Below are 15,881 nucleotides of genomic sequence, written 5' to 3' on the forward strand. Positions count from 1 at the left end.
CATCATGACTGACCGAAACTCGCGCTCTCTTTCGTGAGGGCCCGCATCTGATCGCTGAGCGTGAAGCCGAGTCCCGCGCGCTCGGGCAGCCACATCCGCCCGTCATGGATGTCGATGCGCTCGTTGAACAGCGGATTGAGCCATTCGAAATGCTCGACCCACGGCTCGGTCGGGTACGCGGCGGCCAGGTGCAGGTGGATTTCCATGGCGTAATGCGGGGCCAGGGCCAACCCGGCGTGTGAGGCGAGCGTGGCGAAGCGCAGGAACGGGGTGATGCCACCGATCCGCGGTGCGTCGGGTTGCACGATGCCGCGGTAGCCGGCGTCGATCAGCGCCATGTGTTCGGGAACGGAGGTGAGCATCTCGCCGGTCGCGATCGGGGTGTCGAAGGCGCGCGACAGGTCGGCGTGGCCGACAGCGTCCCAGGCATCCAGGGGTTCCTCGATCCAGATCAGGTCGTGCTGTTCGAGTTCGCGGCACATCCGTCGGGCCCGTGCCCGGTCCCACTGCTGGTTGGCGTCCACCATGAGCGGGGTATCTCCGAGATGCTCACGGATTGCGGCGACCCGGTCCAGATCGATCCGCCAATCCGGCTGTCCCACCTTGATCTTGATCCCGCCGATACCGGATTCCAGTGAGGCGGTCGCCTTCTCCTTGATCTCGCTGACGGAGGCCTGCAGGAATCCGCCGGATGTGTTGTACACCCGGCATGAGTCGCGATGTGCGCCGAGGAGTTTGGCCAGCGGCAGTCCGGCACGTCGAGCCTTCAGATCCCACAGTGCGACGTCGAGTGCGGCGATGGCCTGGGTGGCCACACCGGATCGTCCCACCGAGGCGCCGGCCCACAGCAGGGACTGGTAGATGCGGTCGATATCGGAGGGGTCTTGACCGAGCGCGACGTCGGCGATCTCGGCAAGGTGGGTGTACTGAGCCGGCCCGCCGGCCCGCTTGGAGTAGCTGAAGCCCATGCCCTCGAAGCCCTGCTCGGTGCTGACCTCGGCGAACAGCAACACCGTTTCGGTCAGCGGCTTCTGACGGCCGGTGAGGACCTTGGCATCGCTGACCGGATTGGGCAGTGGCAGCACGACATGGGACAGGCGGAGATGGCGAATGGCGTCAGTCATATGATGAGTCTATAACTCATCATACAAGTTGTGAAGGGCGCTGTGCGGGACGATTGTGGGGTGCATCTCGTTCGCGTGCGTGGTGCACACTGGTGCGCGACTCAGTAGATGAGTCCGCGCGGCTGATCGCCCGGAGCGAAGGAGGCGCTGATGACCATGGTCAAGGATCCGCTGCTGTCACCCGGCGAGACGTGCTGGCGTACCGCGGAGGCGGGTCGCTACGCCCCGATCATCGACGGTGCGGACTATCTCAGGCACGTGAAATCCGCGATGCTGGGCGCCGAAAGCCGGATTCTTCTGGTGGGATGGGACTTCGACTCCCGCACGACGTTCGAACCCGAGGGCGCGACGATGCCCGGCCCGAACCAGCTGGGTCCGTTTCTGTTCTGGCTGCTGTGGCGGCGACCGCACCTCAAGGTCTACGTGCTGAAGTCGAATCTCCGTCTGCTTGCCGCGTTCGAACGTTATTGGTACAGCATCGTCCCGGTGCAGTGGCTCAACCGGATCACTTCGCAGCGCATGCATCTGGCCGTCGACGGGGCACATCCACTCGGCGCGGTGCATCACCAGAAGATCGTCGCGATCGACGACGCGGTGGCGTTCTGCGGTGGTATCGACCTGACGCTCGGGCGGTGGGACACCCGCGCGCACACACCGAACGATCCCGGCCGGCACGCCGGGGGCGAGCCGTACGGCCCGCGTCATGAAGTGGCCACGGTGGTCGACGGGGAGGCCGCATCGTGTCTGGCCGAACTGGCCCGCGACCGGTGGCACACGGCGACTGGGCAGACGCTACCGCCGGTCAGAGCGGGCGCGGCGGCATGGCCGCGGCACTGCGAGCCGGCGTTACGTCAGGTCGAGGTCGGCATTGCGCGCACACTGCCGCCACTGCCGGATCGCGACGAGGTCCGCGAGGTGGAGGCACTGAACCTCGCCGCCATCGGAGCAGCCCGTGACTTCATTTATCTGGAGAACCAGTACCTGGCCGCGCGGGGGATCTGCGAGGCGCTGGCGGAGCGGTTGCGTGAGCCGGACGGACCCGAAGTGGTGATCGTGCTGCCGCGGACGTCGGAGAGCCCGCTGGAAACCGCGTCGATGGACAGCGCCCGCGAGCGCATGGTGCGGCTGCTCTGGGAGGCCGATGAACACGGCCGGTTCGGCGTCTACTGGCCTGCGGTACCCGGCGGCACGTCGCTGTACATTCATTCCAAGGTCATGATCGTCGATGACCGGTTCCTGCGCATCGGATCGTCCAACCTGAACAATCGCTCACTGGGATTCGACAGCGAATGTGATCTCGCACTTGATGATTCGTCGGACCGCGATGATGTGCGAGCCGTGGTCGCCTCCGTGCGGGACGGTCTGCTGGCCGAACATCTGGGGGTGTCCGTCGAGGACCTCCGCGCCGAGATCTCGCGCCGGGAATCGTTTCTGGGCGCCGTCGACGGTCTGCGCGGCGCCGGTCGCTCGCTGCGCAAGTTCACCGAGCTCATGGTGTCGGCCGATGAGGGGCCGTTCGCCGAGAACGACCTGATGGATCCGGTCCGCGTCCCGGCCTCCCTGGCGCAGAGTGTGTGCTCGGTGGTCACCGCAGCCGTCACCTGGCCGCTGATGAAGGGCGCACCCGGTGTGTGGTCGGTGGTGCGTGGAATCGGTGACCGGATCGGCTTGTCCATCTGATCGCGCGGTGCGCGTTCAGAACTCGATGATCTGCCGGACCGCCCGTCCGTCGGCCAGTTCGTCCATGCCGCTGTTGATCTCGTCGAGGGCCAGTGTCGCCGACACCAGTTTCTCCACCGGCAGCTTTCCGTCCCGCCACAACTCGACGAAGCGGGGGATGTCGCGGGCGGGCACCGCGGACCCGAGATAGCTGCCGATCAGCGTTCGGCCCTCAGCCACCAAACTCAACGGCGACAACGAGATCCGCGCATCCGGTGCCGGTAGCCCGACGGTGATGGTGCGCCCGCCGGGCGCGGTCAACGCGATCGCACTTTCCAGTGCGGCGGCGTGCCCGACGGCCTCGATCACCACCTCGGCCTTCTCGGTGACCTCCTCGGGGGTGTAGGTGGCGTGCGCGCCGAGATCGCGTGCCAGCGCCAGCTTGTCCGGCAGCCTGTCGACGGCGATGACCCGGACATCCTCGTGCGCCAGCGCGGTCAGCATCGCGGCCATCCCGACCCCACCCATCCCGACGATGGCGACCGTCTGTCCGGCCCTGGGCCGACCGGCGTTGAGCACCGCACCGCCACCGGTGAGCACCGCGCACCCCAATAGGGAGGCGACGACAGCCGGCACATCAGGGTCGACCGGCACCACCGAACGCCGGTCCACCACCGCGTGGGTGGCGAACCCGGATACCCCGAGGTGGTGCAGCACACCACCGCTCAACCGAACCGCACCGCTGAGCAGCGTGCCCGCACCGTTGGCGGCGCTACCGGGGATGCACGGCGCCAGCCCGTCGGTGGCGCACGCCGAACACTGCCCGCAGCGCGGCAGGAAGGTCATCACCACCCGTTGTCCGAGCGCGAGATCTGAAGCGCCAACTACCTTTTCGATGATGCCGGCGGCCTCATGGCCGAGCAGCATCGGCACCGGCCGCACCCGGTTGCCGTCGACCACCGACAGATCGGAGTGGCACAACCCGGCCGCCTCGATCCGCACCAGCAGCTCACCGTCGCCCGGATCGTCGAGTTCCAGCTCGGTCACCGACAGCGGCCGAGACGCCGCGTACGGCCGGGGAGCTCCGATCGTTTCCAGTACCGCACCACGGATCAACATGTCACCAGCCTGACATGCTTGCCCACATGGAGTACTCGGACGCGGACTTCCCGCTGCACTGGCCGGTGCAGACGCGCTGGACCGACAACGACATGTTCGGCCATCTCAACAACGCGATCTACTACCAGCTGTTCGATACCGCCATCAACGCCTGGATCGGCACCCGGGCGGCCGTCGACGCGGTGACCGCACCCTGGCTGGGTGTGGTGGCCGAGTCGAGCTGCCGCTACTTCGCCGAATTGAAGTTCCCGTCCGATCTGGTGGTCGGGCTCGCGGTGACCAGGCTGGGCACCAGCAGCGTCACCTACCGGACCGGACTGTGGGCCGACGGCGGGCCGGTCGCTGCCGTCGGCTCCTGGGTACACGTCTACGTCGACCGCCAGACGCGTCGGCCCGTCCCGATCCCCGATGACATCCGCGCACTGATGGTGGGCATCACGGCGGACTGAGCCCCGGCGATATGCTCGGCCGATGCCAGTCGTCAGCAAGACCGTCGAGGTTGTCGCCCCCGCTGCCGCGATCATGGCGATCGTCGCCGATTTCGAGGCCTACCCGCAGTGGAACGAAGAGGTCACCGGCGCCTGGGTGCTGGCCAGGTACGACGACGGCCGGCCCAGCCAGCTACGGCTGGACACCAAGGTCCAGGGCATGGAGGGCACCTACATCCAGGCCGTGTACTACCCGGGCGAGAGCCAGATCCAGACGGTGATGCAGCAGGGCAACCTGTTCTCCAAGCAGGAGCAGCTGTTCGCCGTCGTGGACATGGGCGCGACGAGCCTGCTCACCGTCGACATGGATGTCGAGGTGTCCATGCCCGGCGTGCCCGCGATGATGGTGAAGAAGGTCGCGGGCGATGCGCTCGAACACCTGGCGGGCAATCTGAAGAAGCGCGCCGAAGAACTGGCCGGCTAGCTAGGTCCACAGCCCCAGATCGTCGAGCAGGCTGGTCAGCCGGCGCGCACCGTCGTCGAACTGGCTGCGGGTCAGCCGGACCACCTCGCCGACATCGCGTCGTCGCAGCGCCGCCACCAGTTCCCGATGGTTGGCCACCGCCTCCACACCCCACTGGGGATCGGAGGCGTAGATGTGCGGCGGCAGATAGCGCGCGGCGTTCAGCAGGAACCAGGCCAGCTTCATCCGGTTCGTGGTGCGGTTGAACGTGCGGTGAAAGTTGAACTCCGCCAGCGCGATCGCGTCGACATCGCCACCCCGCACCGCATCGTCGAGCGCGCCGGTCAGCCGTTCCAGCTCGTCGATATCGGCGTCGTCGGCACGCCGAGCAGCGGTCGAGGCGAGTTCGGCGGCGATCATTCCCTGCAGCCAGAAGATATCGGCGATGTCATCGCGGGTGAAGGGGGCCACCACATGTCCGCGGTGGGGCTCCAGCTGCACCAGCCCTTCACCGCGCAGGGTGCGCAGCGCCTCGCGTACCGGGGTGATACTCACGCCGAGCTGCGCGGCGGTCTCGTCGAGGCGCACGAACGTGCCGGGCCGCAGGGCCCCGGACATGATCGCGACCCGCAGATGGCCGGCCACCTCATCGGAGAGTTGTTCGCGACGACGGGCAGGCCGCAGTTTCGCGGGTGCGTCCACGGGCTGCCGTCCTCTCAACGAGCGATGGTGACCTATCGCGGACGGCTTGTTCACGTCGGCAGTGTCGTCATAGTGTGACCGCGACGACACAATGTTTGATCAAATATCAACATTGCGCAAGCCCGGTTGCGCATCCCTGACGAAAGAGCCTTCGCGTTGACTGCTCAGAGCACCGAACAGCCCTATCTCGCCCGTCAGCAGAACTGGTCCAACCAGCTGACCCGACACGCCTTGATGCAGCCGGAAAAGACGGCGCTGCGCTTTCTCGGCCACACCACCACGTGGGCCGAACTCGACGAGCGGGTCACCAAGCTGGCCGGGGCGCTGCAGCGACGCGGCGTCGGGTCCGGGGACCGGGTGCTCATCCTGATGCTCAACCGCACCGAGTTCATCGAGTCGTTCCTGGCCGCCAACCGGCTCGGCGCCATCGCGGTCCCGGTCAACTTCCGGATGACCCCGCCGGAGATCGCCTTCCTGGTCGCCGACTGCGCCGCCGCGGTGGTCATCACCGAAGCAGTGCTGGCGCCGGTGGCCACCGCTGTGCGTGCGCTGGACGCGACCCTGTCGACGGTGATCGTCGCCGGGACCGCCGGCGATGACGATGTCCTGGGCTATGACGACCTGCTGGCCGAACCCGGTCCGGCACCCGCCCCTGTCGACATCCCGAACGATTCACCGGCGCTGATCATGTACACCTCGGGCACCACGGGCCGGCCCAAGGGCGCGGTGCTCACCCACACCAACATCACCGGACAGGCGCTGACCTTCCTGTTCACCAATGGTGCCGACCTGAACCACGATGTCGGCTTCATCGGCGTTCCGCTGTTCCACATCGCCGGAATCGGCAACATGATCCCGGGCCTGCTGCTGGGCCGCCCGACGGTGCTCTATCCGCTCGGCGCCTTCGACCCCGGTGCCCTGCTCGACGTGCTGGCGGCCGAGCAGGTGACGGGCATTTTCCTGGTGCCCGCGCAGTGGCAGGCGGTCTGTGCGGCCCAGCGGGCCCAGCCGCGCAACCTCCGGCTGCGGGTGCTGTCCTGGGGTGCCGCGCCGGCATCGGACACGTTGCTGAAGGACATGGCCGAAACCTTCCCCGGCGCCAATATCCTCGCCGCGTTCGGTCAGACCGAGATGTCCCCGGTGACTTGTATGTTGTTGGGGGAAGATGCAATCCGCAAGCTGGGCTCGGTCGGACGGGTCATCCCCACGGTGTCGGCCCGCATCGTCGACGAGGATATGAACGATGTCGCGGTCGGCCAGGTCGGCGAGATCGTCTACCGGGCGCCGACGCTGATGTCGGGCTACTGGAACAACCCGAAGGCCACCGCCGAGTCGTTCGCGGGCGGCTGGTTCCACTCCGGGGACCTCGTTCGCCAGGACGAGGAGGGTTACATCTGGGTCGTCGACCGTAAGAAGGACATGATCATCTCCGGCGGCGAGAACATCTACTGCGCGGAAGTGGAGAACGTTCTGGCCGCTCACCCGGCAATTGCGGAGGTTGCGGTGATCGGGCGTCCACACCGGAAATGGGGCGAGGTTCCGGTCGCTGTTGTAGCTTTGTCCGCGACGAGTCTCACGCTCGCCGAACTCGACGATTTCCTCACCGAGAGGTTAGCCAGATACAAGCATCCCAAGGCGCTGGAGATCGTCGACGCACTGCCCCGAAATCCGTCGGGCAAGGTTCTCAAAACGGAACTGCGCTCGGCCTTCGGTGCGGAGAGCTCCATTGACGCCGACGAAAGTTCCACTGCGGCAAGGGTTTCTGAAACAGCTTCGGAGAGGTAACCGGACGGGATGTCTTTGCTAACAGTTGCGGTGTGAATAAAGCCGATGTGCGACACCGCCGGTATCGGATCGGGTACAGTCCTGTGGTCTGTCTTACTACCGACCAGTAGGTAGACCGGCATCACAGGCCAACGGACGCGGGGTTCCGAGTAAGTGAAGGAGGGGGCGTGCGACAGGTGATGCCGCCACGCTGTGAACTCGGTTCCGAGGTGTGCCGGTGACGGCGGGCAACGGTCTGGTCGACTACGTCAAGGAACAGCTCGACAAACCGCTGACCATGGTCGGCGGCTTCTTCAAGATGAGCGTATTGACGGGCAAGGCGCTGCTCACCCGGCCCTTCCAGTTCAAGGAATTCGTCAACCAGAGCTGGTTCCTGATCCGGGTGGCGTTCCTGCCCACGCTGGCGGTGTCCATCCCGCTGACCGTGCTCATCATCTTCACGCTCAACATCCTGCTGGCCGAGTTCGGCGCGGCAGACGTCTCCGGTGCCGGCGCCGCGCTCGGCGCCGTCACCCAGCTCGGGCCGCTGGTCACGGTGCTCGTGGTCGCCGGCGCGGGATCCACGGCGATCTGCGCCGACCTCGGGGCCCGCACCGTCCGCGAAGAGATCGACGCGATGGAGGTGCTCGGCATCGATCCCATCGAACGCCTCGTGGCACCCCGCGTCGTCGCCGCGACCTTCGTGGCCTTCCTGCTCAACGGCGCGGTGATCACCATCGGCCTCGTCGGCGGGTATTTCTTCGGTGTCTACATCCAGAACGTCAACGCCGGCGCGTACGTCTCCACGCTGACGCTGCTCACCGGTTTCCCCGAGGTGATGATCTCGGTCATCAAGGCCACGCTGTTCGGACTCATCGCCGGGCTGGTCGGCTGCTACCGGGGCCTGACCGTCGCCGGTGGATCGAAGGGGGTCGGGACCGCGGTGAACGAAACCCTGGTGCTCTGCGTGGTCGCGCTGTTCGCGGTCAACGTGGTGCTGACCACCATCGGCGTCCGCTTCGGAACGGGAGGCTGACGTGAGTACAGCTGCAGTCCTGCGGACACGCTTCCCCCGCGCGTTCGACCGCACCCGCGGCTTCGCCGGCGGGCCTGGCCGATTCCTCGACAGCATCGGCCATGTCGCCTGGTTCGTGGTGCAGGCGGTCGGTTCACTTCCGCACGCGTTCAAGAACTACCGCCGCGAGGCGCTGCGCCTGGTCGCCGAGATCGGCATGGGCACCGGCGCGATGGCCGTCATCGGCGGCACCGTGGCCATCATCGGCTTCGTCACCCTCTCGGCGGGCTCCCTGATCGCCATCCAGGGCTTCGCCTCCCTGGGCAACATCGGTGTCGAGGCCTTCACCGGATTCTTCGCCGCCCTGGCCAACATCCGGGTGGTTGCGCCCGTCGTCACCGGCCAGGCCATGGCCGCCACCGTCGGCGCCGGTGCGACCGCCGAACTCGGCGCCATGCGCATCAGCGAAGAGATCGACGCGCTGGAAGTGATGGGCATCAAGTCGATCTCGTACCTGGTGTCCACCCGCCTGATGGCCGGCGCCATCGTGATCGTCCCGCTCTACGCGATGGCGATCCTGCTGTCCTTCCTGTCCGCTCAGCTGGTCACCACGGTGTTCTATTCACAGTCGGTCGGTACCTACGAGCACTACTTCCACACGTTCCTCCGCGTCGACGACGTCATGTGGTCGTTCCTGGAGGTCATCATCATGTCGATCATCATCATGTTGAACCACTGCTACTTCGGCTACTTCGCCAGTGGCGGCGCGGTGGGCGTGGGCGAGGCGGTGGGACGCTCGATGCGGACCTCGCTGATCGCCATCGTGTTGGTGGTGCTGTTGGCCTCGTTGGCGCTGTACGGCACCGACCCGAACTTCAACCTCACGGTGTAGCGCCATGACGACTACGCATGCACCTCTGAACAAGCCCAAGACCCCGCCCTACAAGCTGGCCGGTCTGGTGCTGTTACTGATCAGTGCGCTCATCCTGAGCCTGACCTGGCTGCAGTTCCGCGGCTTCTTCGAGAAGCGGGTCCAGTTGACGGTGATGGCCGAACGTGCCGGTCTGGCAATGGACCCGGGTTCGAAGGTCACCTTCAACGGCGTCCCGATCGGGCGCCTCACCGAGGCCGGGGTGGTCACGGTCGGTGAGGTTCCCAAAGCCAAGCTCACCCTCGACGTGGACCCGAAGTACCTGTCGCTCATCCCGTCCAACGTGGAGGCCGAACTGCGGGCCACCACGGTGTTCGGCAACAAGTACATCTCCTTCCTGTCCCCGGACAACCCGGCAGCCACCCGGCTGGCGAGCGGGGCCACCATCGAGGCCTCGGGCACCACCACCGAGTTCAACACCCTGTTCGAGACGATCATGAAGATCGCCGAGCAGATCGACCCGGTGAAGCTGAACCAGACCCTGACCGCCGCCGCCCAGGCCCTCGACGGGCTCGGCGACAAGTTCGGTCAGTCGATCGTGGACGGCAATGACATTCTCGGCGAACTGAATCCGCGGATGCCGCAGATCCGCCGCGATATCGCCGGCCTGGCCGACCTGGGCGAGGTGTACTCCGATGCGGCGCCGGATCTGTTCGACGGCCTGAGCAATGCGGTGATCACCGCGCAGGCGCTCAACGACGAGCAGGGCAATATCGATGCGGCCCTGATGGCGGCCGTGGGCTTCGGCAACACCGGCGCCGACATCTTCGAGCGCGGCGGGCCGTACCTGGTGCGCGGTGCGCAAGACCTGCTGCCCACCTCGAAGCTGCTGGACTACTACAGCCCGCAGCTGTTCTGCACCATCCGCAACTACCACGATGCGGCGCCCAAACTGGCCGGGGCGCTGGGCGGTAACGGCTATTCCCTGGTGACGCGTTCCTCGGTGCTCGGTGCCGGAAACCCGTACGTGTTCCCGGACAATCTGCCCCGCGTCAACGCCAAGGGTGGCCCCGGCGGGCGGCCCGGCTGCTGGCAGCCGATCACCCGCGACCTGTGGCCGATGCCGTATCTGGTGATGGACACCGGCGCGAGCCTCGCCCCGTACAACCACTTCGAACTCGGCCAGCCGATCATGACTGAGTACGTCTGGGGACGCCAAGTGGGGGAGAACACGATCAACCCATGAGAGACGCTTGCGGAACGAATAGACAACTGGCATGCGGGACCCGAGCCTGCGAGGGAGCCGCATGAGTATCAAGGGAACTCTTTTCAAACTCGGTGCAATATCGGCGGTGCTGCTCACCTTCACCGCGATCATCTTCGTGGTGTTCGCGCAGCTCCGATTCGACCGCACCACCGGCTATTCGGCGATTTTCGAGAACGCCAGCGGCCTGCGTGCCGGACAGTTCGTGCGCGCCTACGGCGTCGAGGTCGGCAAGGTCGAGGACGTCGTCCTCATCGACGGCGGCAACCAGGTCCGGGTCGACTTCGCGGTGGAACGCAATCTCCAGCTGTTCCAGGAGACCACCGCCGCGATCCGCTACCTCGATCTGATCGGTAACCGCTACGTGGAACTGCGCCGCGGCGACAGCGACGCGGTGCTCCCCGGCGGCAGCACCATTCCGGTGGAACGCACCGAACCCGCGCTCGACCTCGACGCGCTGGTCGGCGGATTCCGCCCGCTGTTCAAATCCCTTGACGCGGACAAGGTCAACAACATCGCGACCTCGATCATCACGATCTTCCAAGGCCAGGGCGGGACGATCAACAACATCCTGGACCAGACCGCCGAGCTCACGTCCGCGCTGGCCGATCGCGACCAGGCGATCGGCGAGGTCATCACCAACCTCAATACGGTCCTGGACACCACCGTCAAGCACCAGAAGCAGTTCGATGACACGTTGAAGAACTTCGAGACGCTGATCACCGGGCTGAAGGACCGCGCCGACCCGATCGGAGCCTCGGTCGCCGACATCAGCAACGCCGCCGGGTCGCTGTCGGATCTGCTGGCCGACAACCGGCCGCTGCTGCGGGACACGTTCGGTTACCTGGAGACCATCCAGCAGCCGCTGATCGATCAGCTCGATCAGGTCAACGACATCGTCGCGAAGATCCCGGCATCGTTGCGGGTCATCGGACGCGCCGGTGGCATCTACGGTGACTTCTTCAACTTCTACGCCTGCGATCTCTCGCTGCGGCTCAACGGCCTTCAGCCGGGAGGCCCGACCCGCGTCGTGAAGGTGACCACCCAGCCGACGGGGAGGTGCACACCGCAATGAGGACGATCCAGGGTTCGGACCGCATCCGTAAGGGTGTGATGGGCGTGCTGACGGTGGCACTGGTCATCGGTGTCGGTTCCAGCATCACCAGCGTGCCGATGTTGTTCGCGGTGCCGACCTACTACGCACAGTTCAATGACACCGGAGGTCTGAGCGTCGCCGACAAGGTGCGCATCGCCGGCGTCGACGTCGGCACCGTGCAGAGCATGGAGATCAAGGGCGACAAGGTCGAGATCGGCTACACCCTCGGCGGTCGCCAGATCGGCACCGAGAGCCGTGCCGCGATCCGCACCGATACCGTGCTGGGCCGCAAGAACATCGAGGTCGAGCCGCGCGGTGACACGGTGCTGAAACCGCGTGGCTTCCTGCCGGTGGAACAGACCCAGACGCCGTACCAGATCTACGACGCGTTCCTGGACGTCACCGAGGCGGCGTCCGGTTGGGACACCCAGGCCATCAAGCAGTCGCTGAATGTGTTGTCCGAGACCGTCGATCAGACCTACCCGCACCTGCAAGGCGCGTTGGAGGGTGTGCAGCGGTTCTCCGACACACTCGGTCAGCGCGACGAGGATCTCAAGCAGCTGCTGGCCAACGCCAACAAGATCGCCACCGTGCTCGGTGACCGCAGCGGCCAGGTGAACGCGCTGCTGGTCAACGCGCAGACCCTGCTCGCCGCGGTGAACGAGCGCAGTCAGGCCGTCAACCTGCTGCTGGAACGCATTTCCGGGGTGTCCGAGCAGGTCTCCGGGTTGATCAACGACAATCCGAACCTCAACAAGGTGCTCACGCAGCTCAATACCGTCAGTGACACCCTGGTGGAGCGCAAGCAGGACCTCGCCGACACCCTGAGCATCGCAGGCAAATTCATCACCTCGCTGGCCGAGGCATTGGCCTCGGGCCCGTATTTCAAGGTGATGCTGGTCAATCTGCTGCCGCCCACATTGCTGCAGCCCTTCGTCGACGCCGCGTTCAAGAAGCGCGGCATCAACCCGGAGGAGTTCTGGCGCAACGCCGGTCTGCCCGCCTTCCAGTTCCCGGATCCCAACGGCACCCGGTTCGAGAATGGCGCGCCGCCGCCGGCACCGCGGGTGCTGGAAGGTACCCCGGAATTCCCGGGCCCGGCCGTGCCCAAGGGGTCGCCGTGTTCCTACACGCCGCCGGCCGACGGCCTGCCGCGTCCCGGAAACCCGCTGCCCTGTGCGGATCTCACCGTCGGCCCGTTCGGCGACAACCCGTACGGCCCGAACTACCAGGGCCCCGTCGGAGTGCAGACCTCCGATCCGAATGCGCACGGTCTCGGTCCGACACCGGGTATCCCGAGCGCAGGCATCCCCGGCCAGTTGCCGCCGAATGTCCCCGGCACCCCGGTGCCGCAGGTGCCCGGTCCGCCGGGGGCGCGCACGGTGCCGGTCGGTCCGCCCGGGGTTCCGGCCCCGCCGGGACCCATTCCGAGTCGCGCGCCGCTGCCGCCGCCGCTGCCGGGACCGCCGCCACCGGCCGGGCCGGGCCAGCAGCTCTCGCCGGTGGGCACCGAGCCGCTTCCCGGCAACCCGCCGTTCCTTCCGCCCGGATCTCAGGGATAGGGCCGAGTAGATGTCGACAATCTTCAACATCCGCAACATCCAGTTGCCGCGCTTCTCGAAGGCGGCCGTCATCATGGGCGCCATCGTGCTCGCCGTCGCCGTCGGCGCCGCCGCCGTGGGCTGGACCGTCTACAAGAAGCTGACCACCACCACGATCACCGCCTATTTCCCGCAGGCACTGGCGCTGTACCCCGGCGACAAGGTGCTCATCATGGGCGTCAAGGTCGGCTCGATCGATTCGATCGAACCCGAGGGCGACCGGATGAAGGTCGTCCTGCACGTGGACAGCAAGTACAAGGTGCCCGAGAACGCCAGCGCCTCCATCCTCAACCCGTCGCTGGTGGCGTCCCGGGTCATCCAGCTGTCCCCGCCCTACACCGGCGGGCCGGCGATGCAGGACGGCGCGGTCATCGACGAGGACCGCACCCAGGTCCCGATCGAGTACGACGAGGTGCGCGATCAGGTGACCCGGCTGCTGGCCGATCTCGGGCCGACACCGGAGCAGCCGAAGGGCCCGTTCGGCGACATCGTCGAATCGTTCGCCGACGGCTTCGAGGGCAAGGGCGAACAGTTCAACAAGACCCTCAAGGGTCTGTCGGACGCAGTGAGCGCGCTCAACGAGGGCCGCGGTGACTTCGTCGGGATCGTCAAGAGCCTGGCCGTCTTCGTCAACGCGCTGCACAAGAGTGACCAGCAGTTCGTGGCGCTGAACAACGATCTGGCGCAGTTCACCAACTCGTTCACCAACACCGACCGTGAGGTCGCCACCGCGCTGGACGATCTGAACTCGGTGCTGGCCACCACCCGCAAGTTCCTCGACGAGAACGGCACACCGCTCACCAACGACGTCAACAACCTGGCGGAGGTGACGAACGCGATCTTGCAGCCCGAACCCCGGGACGGGCTGGAGACCGGTCTGCACGCCTACCCGAACCTGGTCGCCAACGTCGTCAACGTGGTGGCGCCCAACCAGGGCGGCATCGTCGGCCTGCCCGTGCTGCCCGGCGTCACCAACTTCTCCAACCCGCTCAACTTTATCTGCAGCTCGATCCAGGCCGGCAGCCGGCTCGGCTACCAGGAGTCCGCGGAGCTGTGCGCGCAGTACCTGGCGCCGGTGATGGATGCGATGAAGTTCAACTACATCCCGTTCGGAGCGAACCTGGCCGCCGGTGCGATGACGCTGCCCAAGCAGATCGCGTACTCCGAGCCGCGGCTGCGTCCGCCCCCGGGCTACAAGGACACCACCGTGCCGGGCATCTTCTCCCGCGACACCCTGTTCTCGCACGGCAACCACGAGCCGGGCTGGATCGTCGCGCCGGGTATGCAGGGTGTCGAGGTGCAGCCGTTCACCGCGAACATGCTGACCCCGGATTCGTTGGCCGCGTTGCTCGGTGGGCCCGATATCGTGCCGCCGCCGGCACCGCCGGCCTTCGGTGTGCCGCCGGGCGGCAACCTGCCCGGCCCGCCGAACGCGTACAGCGAGAACACCCCGCTGCCGCCGCCGTGGTACCCGCAGCCCGGGCCGCCGCCCATCCCGGCGCCCGGTGTGATCCCCGGTGATCCGCCGCCGGCCGCGGCGGTGGCCGTGCCCGCAGCACCCGCTGCGCCGGCTCCGCCAGGGCCTCCGCTGCCCGCAGAGGCAGGTGGCGCGTGATGAGCCGTAGCTGGAAGAAACTGGGTACCCGCACGGTTGCGCTGGCCGCGGCCGGACTGATGCTCAGCGGCTGTGGGCAGTGGCGCGGTATCGCCAACGTGCCGTTGCCCGGCGGTCCGGGCACCCAGTCCGGGCACTCGACGATCTACATCCAGATGCCGGAGACGTTGGCGCTCAACGCCAACAGCCGGGTCCGGGTGGCCGATGTGTTCGTCGGCCGGGTGCGCAAGATCGAGCTGAAGAACTGGGTGCCGCTGCTGACGGTGGACCTGGAGCCCGGTGTCGAGCTGCCGCAGAACGCGGTGGCCCGCATCGGTCAGACCTCACTGCTGGGTTCCCAGCACGTCGAACTCGACCAGCCCGAGGATGAGGCCCCGTCGCCGGAGCCGCTGCGCAACGGGGACACCATCCCGCTGGAGCGTTCGTCGGCGTTCCCGACCATCGAGCGGACGCTTGCCAGCGTCTCGGGCATCCTCACCGGCGGTGGTATCCCGAACATCGAGGTCATCCAGAACGAGGTCAACGCGATCCTGACGGGGCGCTCCGGCGAGATCCGGGAGTTCCTCAACCGGCTCGACACCTTCACCTTCGAGCTGAACGAGCAGCGCCAGGACATCACCCGGGCCATCGATTCGACCGACCGGCTGCTGTCCATCGTGGCCGACCGCAACGAGACGCTGGACCGGGTGCTCACCGAGTTCCCGCCGCTGATCCAGCATTTCGCGGAGACCCGGGATCTGTTCGCCGATGCGGTGACCGCGCTGGGCCGGCTCAGTGCGACCGCGGATGAGACGTTGAGCAACACCAACGCCAACCTGAACACCAACCTGAAGAACCTGCAGCGCCCGCTGCGGGAGCTGGCGAAGGCCTCGCCGTACCTGGTGGGTGCGCTGAAGCTGCTGCTGACGGTGCCGTTCAACATCGAGAACATCCCGAAGGCGATCCGCGGTGACTACATCAACGTGTCGGTCACCATCGACCTCACCCTGAGTGCCATCGACAACGGCTTCCTGTCGGGCACCGGTATCTCGGGCATGCTGCGGGCACTGGAACAGGCCTGGGGCCGCGATCCGGCGACGATGATCCCGGACGTGCGGTTCACGCCGAACCCGAACAACGCGCCCGGTGGTCCGCTGATCGAAAGGTCGGAGTAACCCATG

General features: G+C 66.6%; 14 protein-coding genes. 11 read left to right on the top strand and 3 right to left on the bottom strand.

From position 1 onward, the window contains the following. Positions 1-2: 2 nt before the first annotated feature. Positions 3-1,124, bottom strand: coding sequence for an L-talarate/galactarate dehydratase (locus C6A86_RS00550; protein ID WP_105363212.1), 1,122 nt, complete (start codon positions 1,122-1,124; stop codon positions 3-5). 156 nt (positions 1,125-1,280) lie between these two features. Here C6A86_RS00550 and C6A86_RS00555 point away from each other — a divergent pair, with 156 nt between their 5' ends. Beyond that, on the top strand, positions 1,281-2,804 hold the full coding sequence (locus tag C6A86_RS00555) for a phospholipase D-like domain-containing protein (protein WP_105363219.1): 1,524 nt from the start codon (positions 1,281-1,283) through the stop codon (positions 2,802-2,804). Between the two features lie 15 nt (positions 2,805-2,819). Here the strand turns inward: C6A86_RS00555 and C6A86_RS00560 are convergent, their stop codons facing one another. Continuing rightward, the gene (locus C6A86_RS00560) at positions 2,820-3,902 is read right to left on the bottom strand and encodes an alcohol dehydrogenase catalytic domain-containing protein (RefSeq protein ID WP_105363213.1); all 1,083 of its coding nucleotides are present in this window, start codon (positions 3,900-3,902) and stop codon (positions 2,820-2,822) included. A 26-nt stretch (positions 3,903-3,928) separates the two neighbouring features. Here C6A86_RS00560 and C6A86_RS00565 point away from each other — a divergent pair, with 26 nt between their 5' ends. After that, positions 3,929-4,351 (top strand): thioesterase family protein, encoded by a 423-nt coding sequence (locus C6A86_RS00565; RefSeq protein WP_199196175.1) that lies wholly within the window; start codon positions 3,929-3,931, stop codon positions 4,349-4,351. Positions 4,352-4,373: 22 nt separating this feature from the next. Further along, a complete protein-coding gene (locus C6A86_RS00570) occupies positions 4,374-4,814 on the top strand; it encodes an SRPBCC family protein (RefSeq protein WP_105363215.1) in 441 nt (146 codons plus the stop codon). Here the strand turns inward: C6A86_RS00570 and C6A86_RS00575 are convergent, their stop codons facing one another. After that, on the bottom strand, positions 4,815-5,495 hold the full coding sequence (locus C6A86_RS00575) for a GntR family transcriptional regulator (RefSeq protein ID WP_199196176.1): 681 nt from the start codon (positions 5,493-5,495) through the stop codon (positions 4,815-4,817). Between the two features lie 126 nt (positions 5,496-5,621). Between C6A86_RS00575 and fadD5 the strand changes: the two genes are divergently transcribed. From fadD5 to C6A86_RS00615, 8 genes are all read left to right on the top strand, one after another. After that, positions 5,622-7,280, top strand: a complete 1,659-nt coding sequence (fadD5, locus tag C6A86_RS00580) for a fatty-acid--CoA ligase FadD5 (protein WP_396834515.1) — start codon at positions 5,622-5,624, stop codon at positions 7,278-7,280. A 277-nt stretch (positions 7,281-7,557) separates the two neighbouring features. Next, positions 7,558-8,295, top strand: a complete 738-nt coding sequence (locus tag C6A86_RS00585) for an ABC transporter permease (protein ID WP_199196177.1) — start codon at positions 7,558-7,560, stop codon at positions 8,293-8,295. Positions 8,296-8,389: 94 nt separating this feature from the next. Then, complete coding sequence (locus tag C6A86_RS00590; protein ID WP_396835430.1) at positions 8,390-9,166, top strand: ABC transporter permease; 777 nt, start codon at positions 8,390-8,392, stop codon at positions 9,164-9,166. Between the two features lie 4 nt (positions 9,167-9,170). Then, positions 9,171-10,391: an MCE family protein gene (locus C6A86_RS00595; protein WP_105363217.1), complete on the top strand. Its 1,221-nt coding sequence runs from the start codon at positions 9,171-9,173 to the stop codon at positions 10,389-10,391. Between the two features lie 61 nt (positions 10,392-10,452). Continuing rightward, positions 10,453-11,484 carry an MCE family protein gene (locus tag C6A86_RS00600; RefSeq protein ID WP_311100985.1) on the top strand — a complete coding sequence of 344 codons (1,032 nt, stop codon included), beginning with the start codon at positions 10,453-10,455 and terminating at the stop codon, positions 11,482-11,484. Next, the gene (locus C6A86_RS00605) at positions 11,481-13,067 is read left to right on the top strand and encodes a virulence factor Mce family protein (RefSeq protein ID WP_105363879.1); all 1,587 of its coding nucleotides are present in this window, start codon (positions 11,481-11,483) and stop codon (positions 13,065-13,067) included. Before C6A86_RS00600 ends, C6A86_RS00605 begins: the two co-directional genes overlap by 4 nt. Positions 13,068-13,077: 10 nt before the next feature. Then, on the top strand, positions 13,078-14,721 hold the full coding sequence (locus tag C6A86_RS00610; protein WP_105363878.1) for a virulence factor Mce family protein: 1,644 nt from the start codon (positions 13,078-13,080) through the stop codon (positions 14,719-14,721). Further along, entirely contained in the window at positions 14,721-15,875 is a 1,155-nt protein-coding gene (locus tag C6A86_RS00615) for a virulence factor Mce family protein (RefSeq protein ID WP_105363877.1), read from the top strand. Before C6A86_RS00610 ends, C6A86_RS00615 begins: the two co-directional genes overlap by 1 nt. Positions 15,876-15,881: the final 6 nt, after the last annotated feature.

This window comes from Mycobacterium sp. ITM-2016-00316 (assembly GCF_002968335.2).
Taxonomy (GTDB): Bacteria; Actinomycetota; Actinomycetes; order Mycobacteriales; family Mycobacteriaceae; genus Mycobacterium.